This is a genomic window from Curvibacter sp. CHRR-16, from assembly GCF_018474005.1.
Taxonomy (GTDB): domain Bacteria; phylum Pseudomonadota; class Gammaproteobacteria; order Burkholderiales; family Burkholderiaceae_C; genus Allorhodoferax.
Genome location: NZ_JAHCSH010000001.1, coordinates 178,549 through 202,735, shown reverse-complemented (window position 1 = coordinate 202,735; position 24,187 = coordinate 178,549). Strand labels below are relative to the sequence as shown.

22 protein-coding genes and 1 riboswitch are annotated in these 24,187 nt (G+C 60.3%); of the genes, 11 read left to right on the top strand and 11 right to left on the bottom strand.

Features of this window, described 5'->3' with window-relative positions; translation table 11 throughout:
• Window positions 1–56: 56 nt before the first annotated feature.
• Window positions 57–695, top strand: coding sequence for an MBL fold metallo-hydrolase (locus tag KIK84_RS01005; protein WP_214121121.1), 639 nt, complete (start codon window positions 57–59; stop codon window positions 693–695).
• A gap of 1 nt (window position 696) precedes the next feature.
• Here the strand turns inward: KIK84_RS01005 and KIK84_RS01000 are convergent, their stop codons facing one another.
• The 7 genes from KIK84_RS01000 to hppD all read right to left on the bottom strand — a co-directional run bounded on the left by KIK84_RS01000 (window position 697) and on the right by hppD (window position 6,596).
• Window positions 697–1,653, bottom strand: coding sequence for a DMT family transporter (locus KIK84_RS01000; RefSeq protein ID WP_250207715.1), 957 nt, complete (start codon window positions 1,651–1,653; stop codon window positions 697–699).
• Window positions 1,654–1,808: 155 nt separating this feature from the next.
• Window positions 1,809–2,456, bottom strand: a complete 648-nt coding sequence (gene maiA / locus KIK84_RS00995; protein WP_214121560.1) for a maleylacetoacetate isomerase — start codon at window positions 2,454–2,456, stop codon at window positions 1,809–1,811.
• Entirely contained in the window at window positions 2,453–3,283 is an 831-nt protein-coding gene (phhA, locus tag KIK84_RS00990) for a phenylalanine 4-monooxygenase (RefSeq protein ID WP_214121119.1), read from the bottom strand. The genes maiA and phhA overlap by 4 nt, the downstream gene beginning before the upstream one ends.
• 21 nt (window positions 3,284–3,304) lie before the next feature.
• On the bottom strand, window positions 3,305–3,610 hold the full coding sequence (locus tag KIK84_RS00985) for a 4a-hydroxytetrahydrobiopterin dehydratase (RefSeq protein WP_214121118.1): 306 nt from the start codon (window positions 3,608–3,610) through the stop codon (window positions 3,305–3,307).
• A 2-nt stretch (window positions 3,611–3,612) separates the two neighbouring features.
• A complete protein-coding gene (gene fahA, locus KIK84_RS00980; RefSeq protein WP_214121117.1) occupies window positions 3,613–4,926 on the bottom strand; it encodes a fumarylacetoacetase in 1,314 nt (437 codons plus the stop codon).
• 5 nt (window positions 4,927–4,931) lie between these two features.
• Window positions 4,932–5,483, bottom strand: a complete 552-nt coding sequence (locus KIK84_RS00975) for a VOC family protein (RefSeq protein WP_214121559.1) — start codon at window positions 5,481–5,483, stop codon at window positions 4,932–4,934.
• A gap of 30 nt (window positions 5,484–5,513) precedes the next feature.
• Window positions 5,514–6,596, bottom strand: coding sequence for a 4-hydroxyphenylpyruvate dioxygenase (hppD, locus tag KIK84_RS00970; RefSeq protein WP_214121116.1), 1,083 nt, complete (start codon window positions 6,594–6,596; stop codon window positions 5,514–5,516).
• A 107-nt stretch (window positions 6,597–6,703) separates the two neighbouring features.
• Here hppD and KIK84_RS00965 point away from each other — a divergent pair, with 107 nt between their 5' ends.
• The 4 genes from KIK84_RS00965 (at window position 6,704) to KIK84_RS00950 (ending at window position 11,038) form a co-directional block, all read left to right on the top strand.
• Entirely contained in the window at window positions 6,704–7,204 is a 501-nt protein-coding gene (locus tag KIK84_RS00965; protein WP_214121115.1) for an Lrp/AsnC family transcriptional regulator, read from the top strand.
• Between the two features lie 84 nt (window positions 7,205–7,288).
• Window positions 7,289–8,284 (top strand): lysozyme inhibitor LprI family protein, encoded by a 996-nt coding sequence (locus KIK84_RS00960; protein WP_214121114.1) that lies wholly within the window; start codon window positions 7,289–7,291, stop codon window positions 8,282–8,284.
• Window positions 8,285–8,286: 2 nt separating this feature from the next.
• Entirely contained in the window at window positions 8,287–10,017 is a 1,731-nt protein-coding gene (locus tag KIK84_RS00955) for a calcium-binding protein (RefSeq protein WP_214121113.1), read from the top strand.
• The gene (locus KIK84_RS00950) at window positions 10,010–11,038 is read left to right on the top strand and encodes a lysozyme inhibitor LprI family protein (protein ID WP_214121112.1); all 1,029 of its coding nucleotides are present in this window, start codon (window positions 10,010–10,012) and stop codon (window positions 11,036–11,038) included. The genes KIK84_RS00955 and KIK84_RS00950 overlap by 8 nt, the downstream gene beginning before the upstream one ends.
• 167 nt (window positions 11,039–11,205) lie before the next feature.
• Here KIK84_RS00950 and KIK84_RS16760 read toward each other — a convergent pair whose 3' ends face one another.
• Entirely contained in the window at window positions 11,206–12,774 is a 1,569-nt protein-coding gene (locus tag KIK84_RS16760) for a methyl-accepting chemotaxis protein (RefSeq protein ID WP_214121111.1), read from the bottom strand.
• A gap of 104 nt (window positions 12,775–12,878) precedes the next feature.
• A riboswitch (TPP riboswitch) is annotated at window positions 12,879–12,987 on the top strand.
• Between the two features lie 104 nt (window positions 12,988–13,091).
• Here KIK84_RS16760 and thiC point away from each other — a divergent pair.
• The 6 genes from thiC (at window position 13,092) to KIK84_RS00915 (ending at window position 20,340) form a co-directional block, all read left to right on the top strand.
• Entirely contained in the window at window positions 13,092–15,026 is a 1,935-nt protein-coding gene (gene thiC, locus KIK84_RS00940) for a phosphomethylpyrimidine synthase ThiC (RefSeq protein WP_214121110.1), read from the top strand.
• Complete coding sequence (locus tag KIK84_RS00935; RefSeq protein WP_214121109.1) at window positions 15,023–16,120, top strand: FAD-dependent oxidoreductase; 1,098 nt, start codon at window positions 15,023–15,025, stop codon at window positions 16,118–16,120. Before thiC ends, KIK84_RS00935 begins: the two co-directional genes overlap by 4 nt.
• The gene (thiS, locus tag KIK84_RS00930) at window positions 16,117–16,362 is read left to right on the top strand and encodes a sulfur carrier protein ThiS (protein ID WP_214121108.1); all 246 of its coding nucleotides are present in this window, start codon (window positions 16,117–16,119) and stop codon (window positions 16,360–16,362) included. The genes KIK84_RS00935 and thiS overlap by 4 nt, the downstream gene beginning before the upstream one ends.
• Before the next feature lie 89 nt (window positions 16,363–16,451).
• Entirely contained in the window at window positions 16,452–17,267 is an 816-nt protein-coding gene (locus tag KIK84_RS00925) for a thiazole synthase (protein WP_214121558.1), read from the top strand.
• Between the two features lie 34 nt (window positions 17,268–17,301).
• Window positions 17,302–18,972 carry a bifunctional hydroxymethylpyrimidine kinase/phosphomethylpyrimidine kinase gene (thiD, locus tag KIK84_RS00920; protein WP_214121107.1) on the top strand — a complete coding sequence of 557 codons (1,671 nt, stop codon included), beginning with the start codon at window positions 17,302–17,304 and terminating at the stop codon, window positions 18,970–18,972.
• Between the two features lie 135 nt (window positions 18,973–19,107).
• On the top strand, window positions 19,108–20,340 hold the full coding sequence (locus KIK84_RS00915; RefSeq protein WP_214121106.1) for a pectate lyase family protein: 1,233 nt from the start codon (window positions 19,108–19,110) through the stop codon (window positions 20,338–20,340).
• Window positions 20,341–20,349: 9 nt separating this feature from the next.
• Here KIK84_RS00915 and KIK84_RS00910 read toward each other — a convergent pair whose 3' ends face one another.
• From KIK84_RS00910 to nadC, 3 genes are all read right to left on the bottom strand, one after another.
• On the bottom strand, window positions 20,350–21,927 hold the full coding sequence (locus KIK84_RS00910) for a methyl-accepting chemotaxis protein (RefSeq protein WP_284150451.1): 1,578 nt from the start codon (window positions 21,925–21,927) through the stop codon (window positions 20,350–20,352).
• Between the two features lie 112 nt (window positions 21,928–22,039).
• Window positions 22,040–23,245: a quinolinate synthase NadA gene (nadA, locus tag KIK84_RS00905; RefSeq protein ID WP_214121104.1), complete on the bottom strand. Its 1,206-nt coding sequence runs from the start codon at window positions 23,243–23,245 to the stop codon at window positions 22,040–22,042.
• Window positions 23,246–23,258: 13 nt separating this feature from the next.
• Window positions 23,259–24,176: a carboxylating nicotinate-nucleotide diphosphorylase gene (gene nadC / locus KIK84_RS00900; protein ID WP_214121103.1), complete on the bottom strand. Its 918-nt coding sequence runs from the start codon at window positions 24,174–24,176 to the stop codon at window positions 23,259–23,261.
• Window positions 24,177–24,187: the final 11 nt, after the last annotated feature.

Here is a 24,187-nt window from a genome sequence, read left to right as displayed (position 1 = left end):
TTGGTATGGGGAGCTCTTTTGTAAGGTTGTCAAAGCACAGTCACAATAGAGCCACCATGCTGCATTACCAAACTATCCCTGTAACGCCACTGGCCCAGAATTGCTCGGTCGTGTGGTGCGACGAAACACGCAAAGCCGCCGTCATTGATCCGGGCGGCGATCTGGATGAACTGCTGGACGCCACCCGAAAACTGGGCGTAGAGCTCGAACAAATTTGGGTCACCCACGGCCACTTAGACCATGTGGGCGGCGTTGCCGAACTGGCACAGCAACTGCACATACCCATCATTGGCCCGCATCCTGCCGATCAGTTCTGGATCGATGATTTGCCCCTGCGGGCTAAGCAATATGGATTCACACCCACAGAAAGCTTCACGCCCACCCGTTGGCTGCACGATGGCGACACCGTGACACTGGGCTCCTACACCGTGCAAGTGCGCCACTGCCCCGGCCACACGCCCGGCCACGTGGTGTTTTATTCCCCCGACCTCCAGCGCGCCTTTGTGGGCGATGTGCTCTTTGCTGGCAGCATAGGCCGCACCGACTTCCCCCAAGGGGACTACGACACGCTGATTGCCAGCATCACCCAACGCCTATGGCCCATGGGGGATGACACCGTGTTCATCCCCGGCCACGGGCCTGAGAGCACCTTTGGCCGCGAACGCCGCATGAACCCCTACGTGGGTGGCACCTGAATCAATGCACTGGATTGGCTGGGCGCTCGCTGGGGCGGTTAGTGGGGCGCTGCATGCGGTAAACCGCCAGCACCACGCCGCCCACCAATAGCAACACACCGCCCAGCGTCCAAGCGCTGGGCCATTGTTGGCGCAGCAGCAAGGCAAAGCCTACGGCCGCCAAAGTCTCAAACACAATGAGCATGCCCACCAAGGTGGTGGGCAAACGCTGGCTGGCATCACTCCACAACAAAGTACCCAACCAGGATGCACAAAAACCCAGCGCGAGCATCAGCAGCACATAGCGCCAGGGTGTGGGCCCCAAAAAACCATGGGCTTGGCTGGCTTCACTGCCAAAGCCCAACATCCACAAGCCATACCCTACAAAACCCAATGCAGCCAAGGGCAAGGTTGCCAAACCTTGGGCACTGGCCCACGCCCGTGGTACACGCTGGGTGTGGGTGCGCAGCCAATCGGCATTGCGCAGTGGATACCACGTCCAACACACCACGGCAGCGAGCGCCAACACAATACCCCACCCGTAGCGACCAGCCCCCGCACCACCTGCACCCGTTTGCGCAAACACCAGCGCCAGTTCATGCTGGTTCACACAGGCAATGCCCGCCGCCATCAACACCAACGACGGCCATAGCCTGCCCCAAGGCAAGCGGGTATGCGGCTGGCGCAGTTGGTTGGCCACGGCAATGACCACTGGCAGCGTGCCAATAATTACCCCCACCAACACCGCCCCGGTGCGCTGAATGGCACTGGCCAAAAACACGTAATACAGCAGATTGCCCACCAAAGCCAGCTCCAAGGCCAGCAGCCAGTCCTGCCGGGTGTACTGGCGCAGCTCGTGCCTATCCATCCACGCCAAAGGCAGTGCAATCAAACCAAAAGCCAAGTAGCGGCCAAAACTTTGTAAAACCGCTGGGTAGTCAGGCAGCAGCAAGGGGCACATGAACACCAAACCCCACATCAACCCTGCCCCCAAGGCACTGAGCAAACCCAACGCTAAATTGCGCGACGAAACCTGCACGAGCACTCCTTAGACGCAAACCTGCAAACAGCACCACACCGTACCAGGCTGGTCGACTATAGCGGCCCCTGTGCACACCAGCGGTGGCAGGACTTTCACTGGGCATCCAACTGGGCGGCGGGTGCGGCTTGCGCAAAAGCGCTTTGTGCCAAGCAATGCGCATAAATGCGCGTTATGGTGGGATAGGGCTGCATGTCTGCGTCAAAACGCAAGGCGTTGAACACCTGCGGTACCAAGCAGCAGTCAGCCTGCGTAGGCACATCACCGTGGCAATACAGCCCTGTTTCTGGGCTGCTGGCCAGTTGCTGCTCCAGCGCAGCAAAACCCAACTGCACCCAGTGCTGGTACCACGCTTGTTTGGCCTCGGGGATCAGGCCTAGCTGTTGCTCTAGGTACTGCAGCACCCGCAGGTTGTTGATGGGGTGCATGTCACACGCCACCGCTTGTGCCAACGCCCGCACCCGAGCACGCTGCAAAGGCTGTGCAGGCAACAAAGGCATGGTGTGGGGGTAGGCCTCGTCCAAATACTCCAGCACCGCCAGCGACTGGGTGAGCACCACCCCCGCATCGTCCAATGCAGGCACTAGCTGCTGCGGGTTGATGGCGCTGTAGGCTGGCATGTGCTGCTCGCCCCCACCCCGCAGCAGATGCACGGGAATGGATTCGTACGCCAAGCCTTTGAGCGCCAGCCCTATGCGCACGCGGTAAGCAGCCGAACTGCGAAAGTAGGTGTACAGCTTCAGCACACCGCCTCCAGCTTGCTACGGTGGTAGCTGCCATCGCCATGGTGCAGCACGGTGTCACTGGGCTGCACCGCATTGGGCGAGTAAGTAGGGCCTGTGCCCAAACGCTCGTACAGCGGCCCAAAGTCAATGTGCTCCAGTGCCAGCAAGTCTTCCAGCTTGTCCAGCACAAAGTAGGTGGGCTGGTAGTCGTCGATGCGAAAGTCCGTGCGCATGACACGTTCCAAATCAAAGCGGATACGGTGGGGCGATGTGCTGTGCACCGAAAAACGGCTCTCCCCATACGAAGACGAAATACCTGCACCATAAATACGGGGCTGCCCACGTTCTAGCACCAAGCCAAACTCCACCGTGTACCAGTACAGGCGCACCAAGTTGTCCAAGCGCCCCAACGCCATGGCCTTGTATCCAGCCTGTCCATAGAGTTGCATAAAGTCCGCCATGACCGGGTGCGTGAGCATGGCAATGTGGCCAAACACGTCGTGGAACACATCGGGCTCTTCCAAGTAATCCAACTGGTCTGCGCCGCGGATGAAGTTACCTGCAGGAAATATGCGCTGCGCCAACATATCAAAAAACACAGCATCGGGCACCAAACCTTCCACCGCCACCACTGACCAACCGTTGAGGCGCTGGAGCGCATCGCTCAAACGGCCAAAGTGCGGTATCTGGTCACTTTGCAGCGGCAACTTGGCCAGCCCCTGCACCAGCGCATCGCAGGCCACGCTGGGCAGTAGCTGCATTTGGCGTGCGTACAGGGTTTGCCACACGGCGTGCTCTGCGGGGCCAAAGCACTCCCAGTGCTGATCGACGATGTGCTGTTGCATGGTGTGTCTCCTCGGGATTTTTTACATCGCTCCAAACTGGGCACCAAACAGGGCGTCGCACGCCCGCGCCATGTCCACATCGCGTTGGGTAATGCCCCCTGCGTCATGGGTAGTCCAAGCCACCGTCACGGTGTTGTACACATTGCTCCACTCCGGGTGGTGGTTGGCGCGCTCGGCCAGCAAGGCCACCTGCGTCATGAAGCCAAAGGCCTGCACAAAATTGCTAAAGCGAAACGTGCGCACCAGCGCTGCGCCGGTGTGCGACCAATCGGGCAAGCTGGCCGCAACGCTCAGCCACTGCTGCTGGTTCATGGGTACGAGTTGCATGCTTATCTCCTACTGACAATGGTGCCCACGCACTGGCCAAAGCCAATGCGCCGGGCTGCTAAATGGAACTGTGCCTCGGCATACGCCCGCAGAATGACGCTATCGCCATCTTGCAAAAAGGTGCGCTCTTCGCCCCTAGGTAGCTGCAGTGGCGCTTTGCCGCCTTGGGTCTGCTCCAACAGCGAACCGCCTTGCTCGGGCAGTGGCCCAGACAGCGTGCCCGTACCCAGCACATCGCCGGGGCGCAAATTGCAGCCGCCCACAGTGTGGTGGGCAATCAACTGGGCCAGCGTCCAGTAGCCATCGCGCAGGCTGGAGCGCGACAGCAGCACGCCCGCCTCACCGCGCTCGCGCATGGCCGGGGTTTGCAGCCAGGCTTCCAGCGTGATGTTCCACACACCCTGCTGCTGGTCTTGTTCGCTGTGCAAATAAGGCAGTGGCTGCGGGTCGTCTGCCGCACGCGGCTGCATGGCGCAGCGAAACGGGGCCAGCGCCTCCACGCTCACCACCCAGGGCGAGACGGTGCTGGCAAAGTTTTTGGCAATAAACGGCCCCAGCGGCTGGTATTCCCACGGTTGTATGTCGCGAGCGCTCCAATCGTTGAGCAGCGTCAGTCCCGCTATGTGCTGGCCCGCTTGGTCTATGGCTATAGGCTCGCCCATGGCATTGCCCTGTCCTACCCACACGGCCAACTCCAACTCGTGGTCCAGTCGCTGCGTGGGGCCCACCACCGGCGCTGTGCTGCCCGGTGGCATGCGCTGGCCCAGTGGCCGCACGATGTCCGTGCCGCTGACCACGATGGACGAAGCCCGACCGTGGTAGCCAATAGGCACCCATTTGTAGTTGGGCAGAAGCGGGTTGTCAGGCCGAAACAGCTTGCCCACCGTGGTGGCGTGGTGGATGCCGATGTAAAAGTCCGTGTAATCCCCCACCTCGCACGGCAGGCTGTACTGCACCGCATTGTGGGCGTGCAGGTGGGGTGCCCACTCTACTTGCAGTGCGCTACCCGTGCGCAGCCCTTCAAACAAACGCTGGCGCAGGCTGCGGCGCACAGCAGGGCTAGCAGCCATCCAGCCACGCAGATCGCCCTCCGTCCACAGGCCGGTGGCGCGCAAGTCCAGCACCTGCTCGCCAATAGCAGCGCCGACGCGCCAAGCAGCATCACCCGCATCGGATTGGTACGGACGAAAGCGCGCCAATGGCAGGTTTTGCAGCGGAAAGTCGCAGTCCGCCACATTGGCACTCGCTACCCAACTGGTCGCGCTGGGGTCGTGGGTGAAGTCCAGCAAGGTATTGGTATGGATCGCATCACGCATAACACTTACTCGCTAGCTGCCTTGGTGAACTCACGGCGGTGGAAAAAGTCCGCGTGGTGCGGCGCTTTCTTGGTACGCGCCCAGTCGTTGAGCATGTCCCACTTCACCGCATCCATGCGCTCAAGCATGGCCTGTTCGTCCGGGTCGGGGCAGGCCAACTCCAAGCGGTGGCCGTTCGGGTCAAAAAAGTAAATGCTGTGGAACGCGCCGTGGTCGGTCACGCCCAGCACCTTTACCCCCTCAGCCTCCAAATGGGCGCGGTACTGCAAGAGCGTGTCGCGGTCTTTCACCCGAAAGGCAATGTGCTGCACCCATGGCGGCGTGTTGGGGTCACGGCCCATGGCAGGCTTGGTGGGCAGCTCGAAAAACGCCAGCACGTTGCCGCCGCCAGCATCCAAAAACACATGCATATACGGGTCGGGCTCGCGGGTCGAAGGCACCAAGTCCTCGGCAATGGCGAGCATGAAGCGCATGTTGAGCATCTTCTCGTACCACTGCACGGTTTGCTTGGCATCGTGGCAGCGGTAGGCCACGTGGTGGATGCGCTGGACTTGCAAGGTGTGTGGGGTGTGTAAGGTAGTCATGGCTTAGGCCTCGGCGACTTCCAGCACACCACGGCGCAGCTGGTCACGCTCTAGCGACTCGAACAAGGCCTTGAAGTTGCCCTCGCCAAAGCCCTCGTCGCCCTTGCGCTGGATGAACTCAAAGAACACCGGCCCCAGCAGGCACTCCGAGAAGATTTGCAGCAGCAGGCGCTTCTGTCCACCCTCTGTCGTGCCGTCGAGCAAAATGCCGCGCGTTTGCAGCTCCGCCACGTTCTCGCCATGGCCGGGCAGGCGCTCGGCCAGCATCTCGTAGTAGGTGTCACGCGGGGCGCTCATCAGCGGCACACCGTTGGTGCGCAGCTGGTCTATGGTGGTTTTCAGGTCGTCGGTCAGCAGAGCGATGTGCTGAATGCCCTCGCCCCCAAAGCGCAGCAAGTACTCCTCGATCTGGCCCGAGGAGCCCTTGGCCTCTTCGTTGAGCGGGATGCGGATCTTGCCGTCCGGTGCCGTCATGGCTTTGGAAGTCAGCCCTGTGTATTCGCCCTTGATGTCGAAGTAGCGTATCTCGCGGAAGTTGAACAGTCGCTCATAAAAGTCTGCCCAGTAGGCCATGCGACCGCGGTACACGTTGTGCGTCAGGTGGTCTACCACCTTCAGGCCAAAGCCTTGCGGGCGGCGGTCCACGCCGGGCAGGAACTCAAAGTCGATGTCGTAAATGGACTTGCCGTCCTCAAACCGGTCTATGAGGTACAGCGGCGCACCCCCTATGCCTTTGATCGCGGGCAAGCGCAACTCCATAGGCCCGGTGGGAATGTCCAGCGGCTGCGCCCCCATCTCCAGCGCCCGCTTGTAAGCGTGGTGCGCGTCACGTACCCGAAACGCCATGCCGCACGCGCTAGGCCCATGCTCGGCGGCAAAGTAGGCTCCCACGCTGTGCGGCTCGTTGTTGACGATGAAGTTGATGTCGCCCTGGCGGTACAGCTCTACCTTTTTGGAGCGGTGGCGCGCCACCAAACTAAAGCCCATCTTTTCCAGCAGCGGCTCAATCACGCCGGGCGTGGGTGAGGCAAATTCCACAAACTCAAACCCCATCAGTCCCATCGGGTTGTCAAATAAGTCGGCCATAACACTCTCCTGCGGTACGTTTCTATGCCCCAGATTGTGCGAATCAGCGTGCGCAATTTGTGCGCGCAAGTCCCCCGACAAAACCCTTGCTGATGCACAATTTATGCATGCAAATCAAATTAGATGACGGATTGCTGCTTGATAAGTTCGATATCGGCTTGCTTGCTGCACTGCAAAAGAACGCCTACGCCACCCACCAAGCCATTGGCGAGGCCATCCACCTCTCGGCCTCGCAAGTGAGCCGCCGCATCCAGCGGCTGCAAGACCAAGGGCTGATCAAGCGCTATGTCGCCTTGCTAGAACCCAGCCGCTTGGGCCTGGGCGTGCGGGCGCTGACCTATGTAACCCTGCTGCGCCACGGCGGCGAAGAAGGCCGCGCTTTTGAAGAAGAGGTGAAACACATAGACGAAGTGCTGGACTGCTACGCCGTGGCGGGCGAGGCCGACTACGTGCTGCATATCGTCACCACCGACCTGTCCACCCTGTCAGACACCGTGCTGCGCCGCATCACCCGCATCCAAGGCGTGGCCAGCATCCGCTCCAACATCGTGCTCAACACCATCAAAACCGGCACAGCCCTGCCGCTGACGCATGTGCAGGAGAAGTGAGGGCCAGAGTTGAGATCGCTAGGTTAAGGCTATTGGCCAGTGTGGGGGCGTTGAGTACGAAGGAATGGAAGCCTTGAGAGGGCTATGACAGATACGACACAGGAGGAAAGGATGGATATGAAAAGAGAAATACGCCATTGGATTGGCGCAATTGCCGTGGGCATGCTGATCACCAGCACAGGCGCACAGGCCGCCAGCTTTGATTGTGCGAAAGCGCAGAGCAAAGTGGAGAAGATGATTTGTGCGGATGCTGAGTTGTCCAAGTTGGATGAGGAGATGAGTGCAAGTTACCAAGTCGCTCTGCAAAACCAAGCAGACGCTGCAGCTATCAAACTGGCGCAGAAGCAATGGCTGAAGAAACGCGCTGCCTGCACTTCGAACGCCTGCATCAAGGACGAATATGTAAATCGTTTAGCCGCACTCTCCAATCATTTGGCATCTAGATATGTCCTCACTGAGGAATCGCCAGATGCAGCAGTACCCACAACAGAGGTATGCCAAGATTTTTTGGAAAACTTGAAGCGTCTTGGCAATCCACCAATGGTGTGTGATCGAGAGTTTCATCCCAGCATGGTCCAATTTACGTGGCCGAAGTGGAGACCTATAAATGCGCTTAAGCATCGATATCTGGTCGAACAGATATGGCAAAACGAGTATGGATGGGCGCATGACGAACATTTGAGAGCTTCGTTTGAGAGCAGAGCACGAAGTGGAGAAATCGCACTGGCAGTTACGCAGATCCCCATTGATGGGAAAACGACGACAGTTATTCGTTTCATCAATGGAGATAAGGAGAGCCCGTGCGAGCCCAAGTACTGGAACAGCACTTATCCCCTGCGTCAGTATTTTGCGATTGACTCCAAACTGCAAAAACTTGATTTTGGTGTGACCTACAAATCAGTGCTGAACGGATATTCCAGCTATTCGAAGGAGATGCGTCCGGACCTCTTCCTGCACAAAGGGAACCCCTACATCGCCTTCTGGGACATGAAAGGAGATGGGAAGGGGACTATCGAAATATTTGGTGATCACCGGAATTTCTGTCACATCAATTTCACGAACAACACTGAAGGGAAGTAACCATGATTAATTTGCACAAGCTAAACGTATCGGACTACAACAAACTTCTTGCCAAATTGCTTGGCACGTTTGAAGCAGATAGCTCCACCCCATACTTTGACAGTAAGACTCCGAATAAGCATGTCACGATTGGTCGTGGTTTCGATATAGAGCCGACCAATTCCTTGGCTCAGCAAAAAGTCTTTGCAACCTTAGGATTAAATCAAACAACTGGACTAACACCTGCCGCGAATGCAGCGGAAAAGGCTTATGTTGCTCAAATCATCGGTGTGCTTACTGGCTCAGATACTACCAACGCATCCCTGCAAGCATCTCTCAACCAGATCATGGCGAATAGAGCCGTCGATCCACTGTTCGCAGGCATTGCCGCCATAAACAGCCAGACAACCTTCACTCTGACAACGGCGCAAATTGAGAGCACATATACAGCGATCATTGAAGACAAAGAAAAAGTGATTGATCGTGTTATAGCGGATCGAAGTACATTGCCTCTGTCATTCGAGCGCGCAGTTCTCGTTGCAATGGCCTACCAAGGATTGACGACAAATAGAAGTGCAGCACTCAAGGCAGCCATAGTAGCTGACTCTAACCGGGCCGAGGCTTGGTATTTGATCCGATACGAGGGCTATTTGGGTGCTAATGACGGACCTGGTCAGGCAAAGCGCCATTTCGTAGAGGCGCAGGCCTTTGGTTTGTACGATAACCCAACCGCGGTAACAACTGGTGAAGCAAAGCAAGTGTTCGAGATGCTCACGAAGCACCGACCCCGTATCCTTGCCTACGAAGCACAATACGGAGTCCCGCCAGATGGCACGGATGCCGTGCGTAACATGATCGCAGTGGCAAATGCGGATGTAAATTTATCTTCCATTACTAAGGCTCAAACCCTCTTCGATGCCTTAATCCCCGCGCGAGACGCCTTCATCAAATGGCTGAACAGCCAACTGCCCACAGAGCAGCAACTCAACGCCTCCATCCTCAACCCTGCAGCCCTGTACTACAACGGCAATGCAGGAGTTGTAGGCAGACTAGATGCCACAGGAGATGACGGCAAAGGCACCGGCATGGAACATAACGTCTTAGTCGGCAACACCGGGGCAGACACCATCATTGCAGGAGCAGGAGACGACTACCTGTTTGGCATGCAAGGCAACGACACCCTACAAGGAGGAGCAGGTAGCGACACCTACGTCATCAACGCAGGCGAAGGACACGACACCATCCTTGACAGCGACGGAGATGGCAAGCTGGTGGTTGCAGGCAGCGCCCTCAAAGGGGCCAAGAAAGCCGACTACAAGACCCTCGACAACGGCCAAAGCCAATGGTCAGTAGATGGAGGAGCCATCCTCTACACACTGGACTACAACAGCAAGACCCTCACCATCAGCGGCAGCACACTGGGGGCAGGCAATGACGTGAGCATCAAGCTCAGCCAAGACGACATAGCCAAGCTCACCGGCAGCCAAGGCTATCTGGGACTCACACTGGAGAAAGGCTCCCCCGTAGCCCTGAGCGACCAGCCAGGGGCCAACCCATTTGGGCAAACCCAAGTGAGCTTTGCTCTGGTGCAAGAAGGCCAAGTCACTGCAGACCAAAGCGGTAGCGGTAATAGCAATAGCTACGCCCTAAATCCACATGTGCTGAATCGAAAATCAGCGACCTGCTCTGCGGCTAGATTCAATCGGCGCAGACAACGCATGGGCTTGCGCACCAAAGGAGTCTGCCATGCGTAAATCAATAGGTTTATTAAACAAAACAGCACGTCATAGCTTTGCCATAGGCATGCTGCTCATAGCCAACACGGGCGCACAGGCCGCCAGCTTTGATTGTGCGAAAGCGCAAAGCAAAGTGGAGAAGATGATTTGTGCGGATGCGGAGTTGTCGAAGTTGGATGGGGACTTGGGACACGCTTGGAAGCTGCATTTGCGCGATAACAAATTCCAAGACCAGTTTCGAAACACGCAAAAGCACTGGATAGCGAAGCGCAACGAATGCGCGGATGCGCAGTGCCTTAAGCAAACGTATCAAGCCCGTTTGCAGCAGATGGCATCGGGCAAAGAATACTTTTTGCGTAAAGGGCAAGGCGAGCCCTTGTGCGAGAGTCTCGTCGAGGCCATGAATGAAGAGCTATACCGTCCAGCCCATGGGCGTGTATGTGCCTTTGACATCTTGCAGCGCCTGCCGGAGGTGCAACTGCCACCGTGGAAGAAGCTGGATTTGCAAAAAGACAAGGAGTTGTACAAGAAGTTTGTTCTGGCCGATCATGCGTGGGAAGAGCTATGGCCAGCAGCTTTTTCTGATCCACCTCCAAAAGCAGGTCAACCTATCGATCCCAAGAGTAAACATTCGGCCTTTCCGATGCCATCCGATGAATATCTGAATAAGGTGTGGGAAAGTGCTTTCCAGTTCAAGGAGTTCGCTTTTTACCAGTGGGATAACCCTATTCCGTTGCCTGAGCAAGGAGATTCCCTGCTTGTCCGCATTGCGGGCTTAGACGATGGCAATTGCCCGTCCATACATACGAAATTATTCACGCACGACTTGAAGTCACCAAAAGTCATGACGGAATATTCAACGTTTTCCATGCTTCCGTTTTTTTTTGAAAGTCATTGGTATTGGTTTCATAACTACGAAGCACCATCTCCCGTTACGTCGAGCGTATCTATCAGTCAATTGACATCGATTATGAAACCGTACTACCGACTTGATGTATGCGGAGTTACCAGCGGTCAAAAATCTTTTAAATGGGAGTAATCATCATGAACTATCTGTCGCATCCCGGCAATTGAAGCTGGCAATTAACTAATTGTTTGAATCAAGAAGAAATATATTGAATTCAACCACCACCCAGCCACGCCCAACAAAAAAGCCACAGGCATTGCCTGTGGCTTTTTTTATTTGCAATCAATGAAATCAAGCACTCAATCCAACCGGAACACCCGCACCACGTTGGAGAGTTTTTCGGCTGAGCTTTGTTGCAGCTGGGCGGCGGCGGCGGCTTGTTCCACCAGGGCGGCGTTTTGGCGGGTGACTTCGTCCATTTGGGCAATGGCGTGGTTCACCTGCTCGATGCCACGGCTTTGCTCTTGGCTGGCGGCGGATATTTCGCCCACCAAGTCGGTCACGCGCTGCACGCTGTCCACCAAGCCGGCCATGGTGGCACCTGCGCGCTGCACCAGTTCGCTGCCGGACTCAACCTTGTCCACCGAGTCGTCGATCAGCGTTTTGATTTCTTTGGCCGCCACCGACGAGCGCTGGGCCAGGCTGCGCACCTCGGCGGCCACCACGGCAAAGCCACGGCCTTGCTCACCGGCGCGGGCGGCTTCCACGGCGGCGTTCAGGGCCAAGATGTTGGTTTGGAAGGCAATGCCTTCGATCACGCCAATGATGTCCACGATCTTTTTGGACGAGTCGTTGATAGACCCCATGGTCTGCACCACCTGCTGCACCATGGTGCCGCCCTGCACCGCCACGTCGGATGCGGAGCGGGCCATTTGGCTGGCTTGCTGGGCGCTGTCGGCGTTGTGCTTGACGGTCACGGTCAGGGCGTCGATGGCTTGGGCGGTTTGGTCGATGGACTTGGCCTGCGATTCGGTGCGGTTGGCCAAGTCTTGGTTGCCCGCCGCGATTTGCGCCGCTGCCGAGGTGATGGAGTCCGATCCAGCGCGCACTTCGCCCACGATTTGCGCCAAGCTGTCGCGCATGTCGCGCAGCGCCACCAGCAGGCTGCTGCTGTCGCCCGGCTTGGTGCGCACTTGCACGGCCAAATGGCCTTTGGCCACCTCGTCGGCCACTTTCACGGCATAGCGCGGCTCGCCACCCAACTGGCTGATCAATCCACGAATAATCCACGTGGCCAAGGCAGCACCGGCGCCAATGGCCACCAAGCACACCACCACCATGAACCAAGTGGACTTGGTATACGCCTCTTGCACGGCCACGCTGCTGGCCTTGCTCAAGTCGGAATTGAGGTTGATGAGGGCGTTGATCGATTCCAACCACTTGATCTGCAGCGGCAGCACCTCGGCCACCAAATACTGGCGCGCTTCTTCGGGATTGCCGCTGGGGCCTAGCAGCTCAGCAGCGCGCTTGAACACGGTTTGCGATTTGTCCTCTAGCTGCCCCATGTCTTTGAAGATGGCGTGCTTTTCTGTGGCATCGGGCTGGCCATCCAGTACGGCTTGCAGCCGTGCTTTGGACTCGGCATAAGCCTTGACCTGATCTTGCACGATTTGCATGTCCTTGCTGTAGCTGCCAGGGTCAGCCTTCAGGAACATGTCACGGAACAGAACGCTGCGAATGGACACGCTGTCAAACATGATGCTCAGTTCATCGGCCTCGGCACCGTTGACCTGCACGATTTGCACCACGTGCCCATTGAGCTGACCCATGCGCTGGATAGAAAACCCGGTAACCACCACCAAAAACAGCAGCACCACCGCAAAGCCTGCATACAGGCGGGCAGCTACCGACAAACGCTTCCAATCCATGAATTTCTCCTCAACTCGTTTTGCCACCTACATCGGCAGCACTTGCCACAAACTGTAACTTGGTTTGCAGCCTGTTTTGCATAAACGCATCCACGCTTACAATTAGCCCCGCTCCGGGGTGCACGTATGGCGTGCTGAGATGGCGGACTTGACCGCCGGAACCGCGAACTTGATCTGGTTAGTACCAGCGTAAGAAGAGCTGCAGTTTGTTGCTACGCCCATGGCTTGTGTACGTCTATGCACGTGCACGCACACCTTGGCCGCCGTGGCCGCAGGCCGATTGCGGAGCATTCCACCAACCCCACGGAGTGCCCGCCATGAATGCCAGCGACAAATTTTCCCGCCTGCTCACCCTATCGCGTGAGCCTTTCCCCGCCTCCAGCAAGGTGTACGACCAGGGCAGCTTGCACAAGAGCGTGCGCGTGCCCATGCGCCAAGTGCAGTTGACCAACGGCAGCAGCGTCACGCTCTACGACACCAGCGGCCCCTACACCGACCCACAAGCCCACATCGACGTGCGCCAAGGCTTGGCCGATGTGCGCAGCCCCTGGATTGCCCAGCGCGCCGACACAGAAGGCTACGACGGACGCCAGCGCCAAGCGGTGGACGACGGCCACCGCCGCAATGCCGACAGCAGCGACCCCGAGGTGCAGCGCATAGAGCAACTGCGCGCCGAGGCAGCAGCCCTGCAGCGCCAGCCCCGCCGCGCCAAGGCCGGCCACAACGTGACCCAGATGCACTACGCCAAGCGCGGCATCGTCACCCCCGAGATGGAATACGTCGCCCTGCGCGAAAACGCCCGCGCCCACCTAGGCGGCAGCTGGGCCGAGCAGGTGCTGAACGACCCCGAGGCCGACCCCACCCGCCACCAGCGCCTGCGCGGCAACCCCATGGGTGCGCTGCTGCCAGCTGTCATCACCCCCGAATTTGTGCGCGACGAAGTGGCGCGGGGCCGCGCCATCATCCCGGCCAACATCAACCATACCGAGCTCGAACCCATGGCCATAGGGCGTAACTTCCGCGTCAAGGTCAACGCCAATATTGGCAACTCGGCAGTGACCAGCAGCATCGAAGAAGAAGTAGAAAAACTCGTGTGGGCCATCCGCTGGGGCGCAGACAACGTGATGGACTTGTCCACCGGCAAGAACATCCACACCACGCGCGACTGGATCGTGCGCAACAGCCCGGTGCCCATAGGCACCGTGCCCATTTACCAAGCGCTGGAAAAAGTGGGCGGCGTGGCCGAAGACCTGACCTGGGCCATCTTCCGCGACACGCTCATTGAGCAAGCCGAGCAAGGCGTGGACTACTTCACCATCCACGCCGGCTTGCGCTTGGCCCACGTGCCACTGACGGCGCGCCGCCGCACGGGCATCGTCAGCCGGGGTGGTTCCATCATGGCCAAGTGGTGCATAGCCCACCACCGCGAGAGCTTTTTGTACGAGCACTTCGAGGACATCTGCGACATCATGAAAGCGTATGACGTGAGCTTTAGCCTGGGCGACGGCTTGCGCCCCGGCAGCGGAGCGGATGCCAACGACGAAGCCCAGTTTGCCGAGCTGCACACGCTGGGCGAGCTGACGCAAGTGGCCTGGAAGCACGATGTGCAGACCATGATAGAAGGCCCCGGCCACGTGCCCATGCACCTGATACAGGCCAATATGGACGAGCAGCTCAAGCACTGCCACGAAGCACCCTTCTACACCCTGGGGCCGCTGACCATCGACATCGCCCCCGGCCACGACCACATAGCCAGCGCCATTGGTGCGGCCATGATCGGCTGGATGGGCACAGCCATGCTGTGCTACGTGACACCCAAGGAGCATTTGGGCCTGCCCAACCGCGACGACGTGAAGGCCGGGCTGATCGCCTACAAAATCGCCGCCCACGCGGCCGACGTGGCCAAGGGCCACCCATCGGCCCGGGCGCGGGATGAGGCGATTAGCCAAGCGCGCTTTGACTTCCGCTGGGAAGACCAGTTCAACCTGGGACTGGACCCGGACACCGCGCGCGAATTCCACGACGAAACGCTGCCCAAAGACAGCGCCAAGGTGGCGCACTTTTGCAGCATGTGCGGGCCCAAGTTCTGCAGCATGAAGATCACCCAAGAAGTGCGCGAGTACGCCCAGCAGGGCATGGCCAGCAAGTCGGCGGAGTTCCGCCAAGGCGGTGGGGAGATTTACATCCCCATCCAGCCTCAGCCTCAGCCTCAGCCTCAGCCTCAGCCCCCAACCGACAGCAACCCGGCATGAACGCTCCCTCCATAGGCATAGCAGGCGCGGGCTTGCTGGGCCGCCTGCTGGCGTGGCAGCTGCTGGAGCGCGGCCACCGCGTGGCGGTGTTCGACCCGGCCAGCAGCTTGGTCGAAGCCCCCCCGGCCTACCACCCCACGCGGGCGGCGGGCTGGACGGCGGCGGGCATGCTCAGCCCCACTGCGGAGCTGGAGTGCGCCAACGCGCAGGTGTTTGCCCTGGGCCTGCGCAGCCTGACCCTGTGGCGCGACACCGTGGCCCGGCTCAACCCGATCAGCCCTGTTAGCCTGAGCCACGCGGGCAGCCTGCTGCTGGCGCACCGGGGCGATGAAGGGGCGGCCCAGCGCGTGCTGGGTTTGCTGGCCAGCAAATTGTCGATAGAACAACTCGCCACCCAGGCCGCCCAGCATGCGCCGCAGCCGCTCACGCCCATTGGCTTGCACGCGCTGGAGCCCGACATCCATGGCCCGGCCCATGCGTGGCTGCTGCCGCACGAAGGGCATATCCACACCGTGCAGGCCATGGCGGCGCTGGGGCAGGCCATCACCCAGCACCCGCTGGCCACGCTGCATTTGGGCGCTGCGGGTGGGGTGCAGACCACGGGGCCGGGCTGGCTGCGCACGGCCGCAGGCGAGCAGCGCATGGCGCATGTGCTGGACGTGCGCGGCACGGGCTACCGCACGGGCTACCACACGAGAATACGCGGCGTGCGTGGCGAGATTTTTTGGCTGCACGCCCCCGGCCTGCCACTGAGTCGCCCGCTGCGCCTGCTGCACCCGCGCTGGCGCGTGTACATCGTGCCGCGTGGGGGCGACATGGTGGTGGTGGGCGCGACAGAGATTGAAAGCGAAGACCGCTCGCCCGTGTCGGTGCGCAGCACGCTGGAGCTGCTCAGCGCCGCGCACAGCGTGCTGCCCGCACTGGCCGAGGCGCGCATCGTCCACAGCGAGGCCAACCTGCGCCCCGCCACCCCCGACAACCTGCCCTGCGTGCACCACAGCGCGGGGCTGTCCGTCATCAACGGTTTGTTCCGCCACGGCTGGCTCATCGCCCCGGCGCTGGTAGAGCAAGCCTTGCACACCCTGGGCTTATGAACACCCCTGCAAACCACACCCCCTACCGCCTCAATGGCCAACCGTTGCCACTGGCCACCGACCAACCCCTGCCCACCACGCTGGCCGAGCTGGTGGCCCTGCTGGCCACCACGCAAGGCGTGCAGCCCGAGCGCATCGCCACGGCGGTCAATGGTGAATTCGTCGCCATCAGCGCGCGCGCTGCGCGGGTGCTGCACAGCGGCGACGAGGTGATGACCTTCCAACCCATTTTTGGAGGCTGATAGTGAGCCACGACAACCAATCCCCCTGCCAGTCACCCATCCAGCCACCGCCCCGTGCCCCCCAATTCGCCCCCGACACGAGCGATGCACTGCAAATAGGCGATGTCACCCTGCACAGCCGCTTTTTCTTGGGCACAGCGCTCTACCCATCGCCTGCGGTGCTGCAGCAGGCCATAGAGGCATCGGGCACGCAGGTGGTGACGGTGGGCCTCAAGCGCCAACTGTCCCCGTGCCTTGGCCCCAACCAAGGCCATGCGGGTGGCCCGGCCAACAGTCCCCTAATACCGGGGGAGTTTTACCAACTCATCCAGCGCCACGGCGTGCGCCTGCTGCCCAACACCGCGGGCTGCCGCACCGCCCGCGAGGCGGTGGCGCTGGCGCACATGGCGCGTGAGTTGTTTGGCACGCACTGGATCAAGCTGGAAGTGGTGGGCGACGAGCACACCCTGCAGCCCGACCCGTGGGAGCTGCTGCAGGCGGCTGGCGAGCTGGTGCAGGCCGGGTTCGAGGTCTTCCCCTACTGCACCGACGATTTGGTGAGCTGCCAGCGCCTGCTGGACGCGGGCTGCCGCATCCTCATGCCCTGGGGCGCACCCATTGGCTCGGGCCAAGGCCTTATCAACCCCTGGGCGCTGCGCACCCTGCGCGAACGCCTGCCGGGTGTGCCGCTGGTGGTGGATGCCGGCATTGGCTCCCCCGCCCACGCCGTGCAAGCCATGGAGCTGGGCTTTGACGCCGTGCTGCTCAACAGCGCCGTGGCCCAAGCCCACGACCCGGTGAGCATGGCCCGCGCCTTCGGGCTGGCCATACAGGCCGGGCGCTTGGGCTGGCAGGCAGGCGTGATGGCCCCGCAGAGCATGGCCCGCGCCAGCACGCCCGTGACGGGTCGCCCGTTTTTGTTGTAACCACTTGCTATAACTTTGATAGCTGCTCCAGCTTATGCACCAAGCTCTACAGGCCGATTTGACCCTCAAGCCCCACTTACCCCATACACCCAAACCCATCATTTGGGTGATTGCCGGGCACGACAGCGGCGGTGGCGCAGGCCTGTCGGCTGACCAACGCGCTGCCGCAGCGCTGGGCGTGCACGCCTGCCCGGTGGTGGCGGCCATCACCGCGCAAAACTCGGTGGCGGTGCAGCGCATAGAGGCCAGCAGCCCCGCGCTGCTGGAGGCGCAGTTGCAGGCACTGGCGCAGGACATGCCGCCAGCGGCCATCAAAACCGGCATGCTGGCCGACCCCGCGCTGGTGCGCGTAGTGGCCCGCTGGGTGGACAGGCTGCGCGAACAAGCCCCCCATCTGCCGCTGGTGGTGGACCCGGTGCTGCGCGCCAGCACAGGTGCAGCCCTGTGCAGCGCCAACGCCGCAGATGCCCTCATCCACGCCCTGCGCACCGAGCTGCTGCCACGTGCCACCCTCATCACCCCCAACCAAGCCGAGGCGACTGCACTGCTGGGCAGCCAGGCCCACGGCACAGACACCACCAGCGTGGAGCAACAAGCCCAAGCTTTGGCTGCGACGGGTTGTAGCGTGGTCATTACCGGGGGCGATGCGGTAGATGGTGCTGGGCAAAGCACCCATGCCCGCGACTACCTGCTGTGCCGCGAGGCCTCTGGCTGGCTGTCCCTGCCGCGCGTGGACACACCGCACCACCACGGCACGGGCTGCACCTTTGCCAGCGCGGCGGCCAGCGCCTTGGCACTGGGCTACCCCGTGGCCGATGCCGTGGTACTGGCCAAAATGCTCACCACCCACGCCCTGCGCCACAGCTACGCCGCCGGTGCTGGCGCAGGCCCCCTGCTGCCACGCGCCGACTTCGCCCGGCTAGAGAACCTGCCCACGCTGAGCCTGCCGTGGCAGAACAGCCTGTCGTCCGCCGTGCCCACCATGGCCCCACTCACAGGTGCCCAGCGCACCTTGGGCCTGTACGCCATAGTGGACAGCGCCGACTGGGTGGAGCGCGTACTGGCCGCAGGAGTGCGCACGGTGCAGCTGCGCATGAAAACCAGCGCACCAGAAGACCTGCCCACGCTGCGCAGCCACATCCAGCGCAGCGTGCAAGCGGTGAATAAGCACAACGCCACGCAAGCGGCCGGGGCGCAGCTCTACATCAACGACCACTGGCAATTGGCGCTGGAGGCCGGAGCGTTTGGTGTGCATCTGGGCCAAGAAGACCTGCTGGCCCTGCCCGACAGCGCGTGGGCAGCCATGGCCGCCGCAGGTTTGCGCGTGGGCATCAGCACCCACAGCCTGTGGGAAGTGTGCCGGGCATGGACGCTGCAGCCCAGCTACATCGCCTGCGGGCCCATTCACGCCACGCAGAGCAAAGACATGCCGTGGCTGCCGCAGGGCAACGGCAACCTGGCGTTTTGGAGCCAGCTACTGCCCGTGCCCGTGGTGGGCATTGCGGGCATGGATGCGCCGCGCTTGCAAGAGGCGGTGCGCCATGGGGCTGCAGGAGTGGCGCTGATCAGCGCCATCACCGCCGCACCCGAGCCAGAGGCAGCCATCGCCGAGCTGCAGGCTGCGTGGGAGCAAGGGCTGCGGCTGCGGGAGCTCCAGGCCACCCCATCGCCGCTGCTACCCCGCAGCACGCTGCAACACCGGTAAAGCAGGACAATGCGCCCAAAACGCTCCATAACCGCGCACCATGACAACACCCGCCACACGATGACCTCACTCGCGATTTTGTTCACCTCTTGTTCCACATCCTCCACCCCGTCAGCTTGGCGTCTTGGCCTGGCTATGAGGGCTCTGCTGGTCTTGGGCCTGCTTACAGGCCATAGCCATGCCCAAACCATTGGCTTTGGCGCGGACACCCTTGGCGGCAAAGGGGGGCAAGTGCTGCGCGTGACCACGCTGCAATCCACTGGCCCCGGCAGTTTGCGCGAGGCCTTGCAGACCAAAGGGCCTCGCATCATCGTGTTCGAGGTGGGCGGTGTGATTGATCTGGATCGCAGCGACCTGCAGCTCAAGGAGCCCTTTGTCACCATCGCGGGGCAAACCGCCCCATCACCGGGCATCACCATCATCCGTGGCGGCATGCACATCAGCACCCACGATGTGCGCATGCAGCACATTCGCTTTCGCATTGGCGATGCGGGCCAGGCCGCTGGTAGCGGGTTTGAGCGCGATGTCTCCATTGAAGGGGCGAATGCCTACAACGTGGTGGTAGACCACTGCTCTTTTGCGTGGGGTACCGATGAAAACCTGTCCGTCAGCGGGCCGCGCTATGACGGCCCCAGCGGCACTGCGCACCGCGTCACGCTGTCCAACAACATCGTGGCCGAGGGCCTGAAAAACTCCACCCACTCCAAGGGCGCGCACTCCATGGGCACCTTGGTGCATGACAACGTGCAAGACGTGGCCATCATTGGCAACCTGTACGCCCACAACTGGGAGCGCAACCCGTGGTTCAAGGGCAATGCCACGGGTGTGGTGGTGAATAACGTGATCTACAACCCCGGCATCTACGCCGTGCGCGTAGGGGCCAACCCCAAAGAATGGGACGGACGCACGCTCCCGACCAATGCACGCATTGCAGTCGTCGGCAACGTGATGCGCCATGGCGCAGACACGCGCAGCAAGCTCGCTTTGGTGCGCACCAACACCGACAACGGGGATGTATGGATGCAAGACAACCTGGCTTGGGATCGGGCTGGCAACGCCGTCCCACTGACCGAGGGCAAGATCACCGCCCTAAGCTCTGCACCCGTGTGGCCCATAGGTTTGACAGCCATAGCCGCTAGCAGCACCCAAGCGGCTGTGTTGCGCAATGCAGGGGCACGCCCACGCGACCGCGACGCAGTGGATGCCCGCTTGGTGTCTGAAGTGCAATCGGGCACAGGGCACATCCCTGATAGCCAAGACCAAGTGGGGGGTTATCCCAAACCGGACAGCACCAGCCGCGCTTTGACCATTCCAGCCGATGTGCAAACATGGCTGCAAACGCTAGCGCAAGAACTGGAAGCCCCGTAAAAGGCAGGTTTAGACCAGTGCCAAGCTGTAAGACGGGGTATGCGCCAGTTTGAACACACTGGACGTGCGTACCAAAGACTGCGCTTGTTGGTTCAGGCTATCGGCTGCTGCTGCCATTTCCTCCACCAGCGCTGCATTGCGCTGGGTGGAGTCTTCCAGTGTGGAGAGTGCTTGCCCCACCTGCCCCACGCCACTGGCTTGCTCGGCACTGGCGGTGCTGATGTGGCCCATGAGTTGGGTCACGCGCACAATGCTGTCCACCACCTCTTGCATGAGGTGGCCTGCCTCGCCCACTTGGCTGCTACCTGCTTCAACGCACTCCACGCTGCTGGTGATCAAGGATTTGATTTCTTTGGCCGCAGAGGCGGTGCGCCCAGCCAACGCGCGCACTTCCGATGCCACCACCGCAAAACCACGGCCTTGCTCGCCAGCACGGGCGGCTTCGACGGCGGCATTGAGCGCCAAGATATTGGTTTGGAAAGCGATGCCATCGATCACCGAAATGATGTCGGCAATGCGCTGGCTGGATTCGTGAATGCCCTTCATGGTGCTAACGGCTTGGGCCACCACGGCCCCCCCTTTGGATGCCACGCTGGATGCAGCATGGGCCAAGTCATTGGCTAGGCGGGCGTTGTCCGCATTGATGGACACCGTAGAGCCCAACTCCTCCATGCTGGCCGCCGTTTGCTGCAAAGCACCCGCTTGGCTGGTGGTGCGATCGGCCAAGTCTTTATTGCCCATGGCAATTTGGGCGCTGGCTGTGGCCACGCTGTCCGAGCTGTTGAGCACCTGCGCAATCATCTCCACCAAGCGCTCGCGCATATCGGCCATGGCCGCCAGCAGCACACCCAGTTCGTCGTGCTGGCCTTTTGGCACATTTTGGCTCAAATCCCCAGCCGCAATAGTGCGCACGGCATGTACCGCTTGGTTCAGTGGCCGCATGATGGAGCGCACGATCCACACCGTTGCGACTGCGCCAAAGGCCAGCATCAGCAGCAAAACCAAGGCGGTTTGCACACTGGCCTCTGTGGCGGCATCCAGCGAGTCGTTGGCCAGCTCAACCATGGCATTTGCCTGCGCCTGCTGCAGCTTATCAAGCGCGGCAAAGTAGGTGTCTTGCAATGGGGGCAATTCCTCGGTCACCAGTTGGGTGGCTTTGGCTTTGTCGCCTTGCTTCATGCTGTCTTGTATCTGGGTGATGACTTGGATGTAGGGCGTGCGCAAGCGCAGCATTTCTTGCAGCAGTTCTTTGCGTTTGGGGTTTTTGATGGACTTTTGCAAATAGTCCACCAGCTCCGCATTGCCAGTACGCACAAAGGCAAATGACTTTTTGATCTCCTCGCGGCGCTGCGGATTTTCCGTGAGGATGTAGTCACGCAGCTGTGGGGCGAGGTTTTGCGAGTTGTTCTTGAGCTGTGCAATGCGCTGGCTGTTTTCCATGCGGTGGTTGACCAGCTCATCCAAGGTCCCCGCCAAAGAGCGCATCTGCGTGATGCCCCATACCCCAAGCGCGACTGCCAGCAGCAGCAACGCCACTGTCAGTGCGATCATTTTTTGCTTGATCGATATTTTTAAAAGCACTTGCATCCCGTCCAACGTGGCTATTTTTGGGGGGCGAGGATATCTGATGCCGTATTTTCGTAAAAGTTATAAATAGTAACAAACCCTACCGAAAAAAGGTTACAAGACTTGATTTTGATCAAGCTGCTCCTATACCCGGCACCAAACCACTGCCCATGCTCCCAAGCGCTTGCTGGCTACCTTGCCCAGCCTTGAGTGCAGCCGTAAAGGCCAGCATGCGATCGATAGGCAAACGGGCACGGTCGATGATGGCGGTATCCACTTCGATGGACTGGCCACTGGCACGGGCCGCATCGGCGTCCATTTCCAGCAAACGGGCAACCCCTGCTAGGCTGTTCATGGCCATCCACGGGCAGTGCGCGCAGCTCTTGCAGGTGGCGCTGTTGCCAGCCGTCGGCGCTTCGATGAATGTCTTGCCCGGATTGAGGGTGCGTAGCTTGTGCAGCATACCGTTATCGGTAGCCACAATAAAGGTGTCTGCATCCAAGGTTTGCGCCGCTTTCAAGATGGCGCTGGTGGAGCCCACTGCATCGGCCAGCGCCACCACGTCTTGGGGAGATTCGGGGTGCACCAGCACCTTGGCGTCGGGGTATTCACGCTTAAGGGCTTCCAGCTCAAAAGCCTTGAACTCGTCGTGCACGATGCACGCACCCTGCCAAAACACCATGTCAGCACCGGTTTCGCGCTGGATGTAGCTGCCCAAGTGGCGGTCGGGTGCCCAGAGTATTTTTTCGCCGCGCTCTTTGAGGGCGCGCACGATATCGAGCGCACAACTGCTGGTTACCAACCAATCGGCACGGGCTTTGACGGCTGCACTGGTGTTGGCGTACACCACGACCGTGCGGTCAGGGTGCTGGTCGCAAAAGGCAGAAAACGCATCGACTGGACAACCCAAGTCCAGCGAGCAGGTGGCATCCACATCGGGCATGAGCACGGTTTTGTGGGGCGACAAAATCTTGCTGGTCTCACCCATGAAGCGCACCCCCGACACCACCAACGTGGTGGCCGCATGGTCGCGGCCAAAGCGGGCCATCTCCAAGCTGTCGCTGACCAAGCCGCCGGTTTCTTCGGCCAAATCCTGCAAGTCCGGGTGCACGTAGTAGTGCGACACCATGACGGCGTTGCGCTCTTTGAGCAAGCGGCGGATGGTGTCTTTGAGCGCGGCGCGCTCGGCCTGCGATGGCTCGGTTGGCACACGCGCCCAAGCGTGCTTGGTAGAGCAAACGCCCGCTGCGCTGGCAGCAGCCATAGCACCTGCTGCGGCAATCACACTGCGCAGAGGCTGTTCGTATTCAACGTCGATGCGGTTATCAGGGCTTGTCATAGCCCCGATTGTCTCAGGCTGCCAAGTCCTGTTCGCGCAAAGAGTCCAGTCGCATGGAAAAGTCGATCGCCTTCACATCCTTGGTCAGCGTGCCAATAGAGATGCGATCGACCCCTGTAGCGGCAATGGCGCGCACGGTATCGATATTGACCCCACCTGACACCTCCAACACCGCTCGCCCAGCGTTGATGGCCACTGCCTGCACCAGTTGGGCCATGGTCATGTTGTCCAGCAGCACCATGCGGGCACCCGCGTCGAGTGCTTCGCGCAACTGTTCCAGAGTTTCCACCTCGATCTCAATGAACTCTACCGCACGGTCAATGGCTTCGGCTGCACGCAAAGCAGCCGTCACTCCACCAGCGGCAGCAATGTGGTTCTCTTTGATCAAAATGGCATCGAACAAACCCATGCGGTGGTTGGCCCCACCGCCGCACAGTACAGCGTATTTTTGCGCTTGGCGCAGGCCAGGCAAGGTTTTGCGGGTGTCCACAATCACCGCGCGGTTACCGGGCACTGCAGCGACCGCATTGACAAAACTGGCGGTTTTGGTGGCCACAGCACTGAGGGTCTGCATGAAATTGAGCGCTGTGCGCTCCGCACTGAGCAGCGCCCGTGCATTGCCTTGGATTTGCAACACCACTTGGTCTGGTTGGCAGCGTTGCCCTTCGCCCACCATCCATTGCCAGCGCACGTGCGGATCCAGCGCAGTGAAAGCGGCCTCAGCCCAAGCCTGTCCACACAAGATAGCGCTTTCGCGCACCACGATGCGCCCTGTTGCTTGCTGGTCTGCGGGCACCAGACTGGCGCTCACATCGCCAATGCCCACATCCTCAGCCATGGCACGAAGAACATCTTGCTGCACTTGGCTTTGCCAGTCAGCAAAAGAGTGGATGGTGTGCGCAGAGGGAGAAGAAATGTCGTCCTTGGTCATAGTGTGGTCAA

Bases quoted from the DNA above. Each gene is read 5' to 3' on its own strand.
- KIK84_RS01005 (WP_214121121.1), top strand. From the start codon at position 57: ATGCTGCATTACCAAACTATCCCTGTAACGCCACTGGCCCAGAATTGC.
- KIK84_RS01000 (WP_250207715.1), bottom strand. From the start codon at position 1,653: ATGTGGGGTTTGGTGTTCATGTGCCCCTTGCTGCTGCCTGACTACCCA.
- phhA (WP_214121119.1), bottom strand. From the start codon at position 3,283: ATGCAACAGCACATCGTCGATCAGCACTGGGAGTGCTTTGGCCCCGCA.
- KIK84_RS00985 (WP_214121118.1), bottom strand. From the start codon at position 3,610: ATGCAACTCGTACCCATGAACCAGCAGCAGTGGCTGAGCGTTGCGGCC.
- fahA (WP_214121117.1), bottom strand. From the start codon at position 4,926: ATGCGTGATGCGATCCATACCAATACCTTGCTGGACTTCACCCACGAC.
- hppD (WP_214121116.1), bottom strand. From the start codon at position 6,596: ATGGCCGACTTATTTGACAACCCGATGGGACTGATGGGGTTTGAGTTT.
- KIK84_RS00965 (WP_214121115.1), top strand. From the start codon at position 6,704: ATGCAAATCAAATTAGATGACGGATTGCTGCTTGATAAGTTCGATATC.
- KIK84_RS00960 (WP_214121114.1), top strand. From the start codon at position 7,289: ATGACAGATACGACACAGGAGGAAAGGATGGATATGAAAAGAGAAATA.
- KIK84_RS00955 (WP_214121113.1), top strand. From the start codon at position 8,287: ATGATTAATTTGCACAAGCTAAACGTATCGGACTACAACAAACTTCTT.
- KIK84_RS00950 (WP_214121112.1), top strand. From the start codon at position 10,010: ATGCGTAAATCAATAGGTTTATTAAACAAAACAGCACGTCATAGCTTT.
- KIK84_RS16760 (WP_214121111.1), bottom strand. From the start codon at position 12,774: ATGGATTGGAAGCGTTTGTCGGTAGCTGCCCGCCTGTATGCAGGCTTT.
- thiC (WP_214121110.1), top strand. From the start codon at position 13,092: ATGAATGCCAGCGACAAATTTTCCCGCCTGCTCACCCTATCGCGTGAG.
- KIK84_RS00935 (WP_214121109.1), top strand. From the start codon at position 15,023: ATGAACGCTCCCTCCATAGGCATAGCAGGCGCGGGCTTGCTGGGCCGC.
- thiS (WP_214121108.1), top strand. From the start codon at position 16,117: ATGAACACCCCTGCAAACCACACCCCCTACCGCCTCAATGGCCAACCG.
- thiD (WP_214121107.1), top strand. From the start codon at position 17,302: ATGCACCAAGCTCTACAGGCCGATTTGACCCTCAAGCCCCACTTACCC.
- KIK84_RS00915 (WP_214121106.1), top strand. From the start codon at position 19,108: ATGAGGGCTCTGCTGGTCTTGGGCCTGCTTACAGGCCATAGCCATGCC.
- KIK84_RS00910 (WP_284150451.1), bottom strand. From the start codon at position 21,927: ATGCAAGTGCTTTTAAAAATATCGATCAAGCAAAAAATGATCGCACTG.
- nadA (WP_214121104.1), bottom strand. From the start codon at position 23,245: ATGACAAGCCCTGATAACCGCATCGACGTTGAATACGAACAGCCTCTG.
- nadC (WP_214121103.1), bottom strand. From the start codon at position 24,176: ATGACCAAGGACGACATTTCTTCTCCCTCTGCGCACACCATCCACTCT.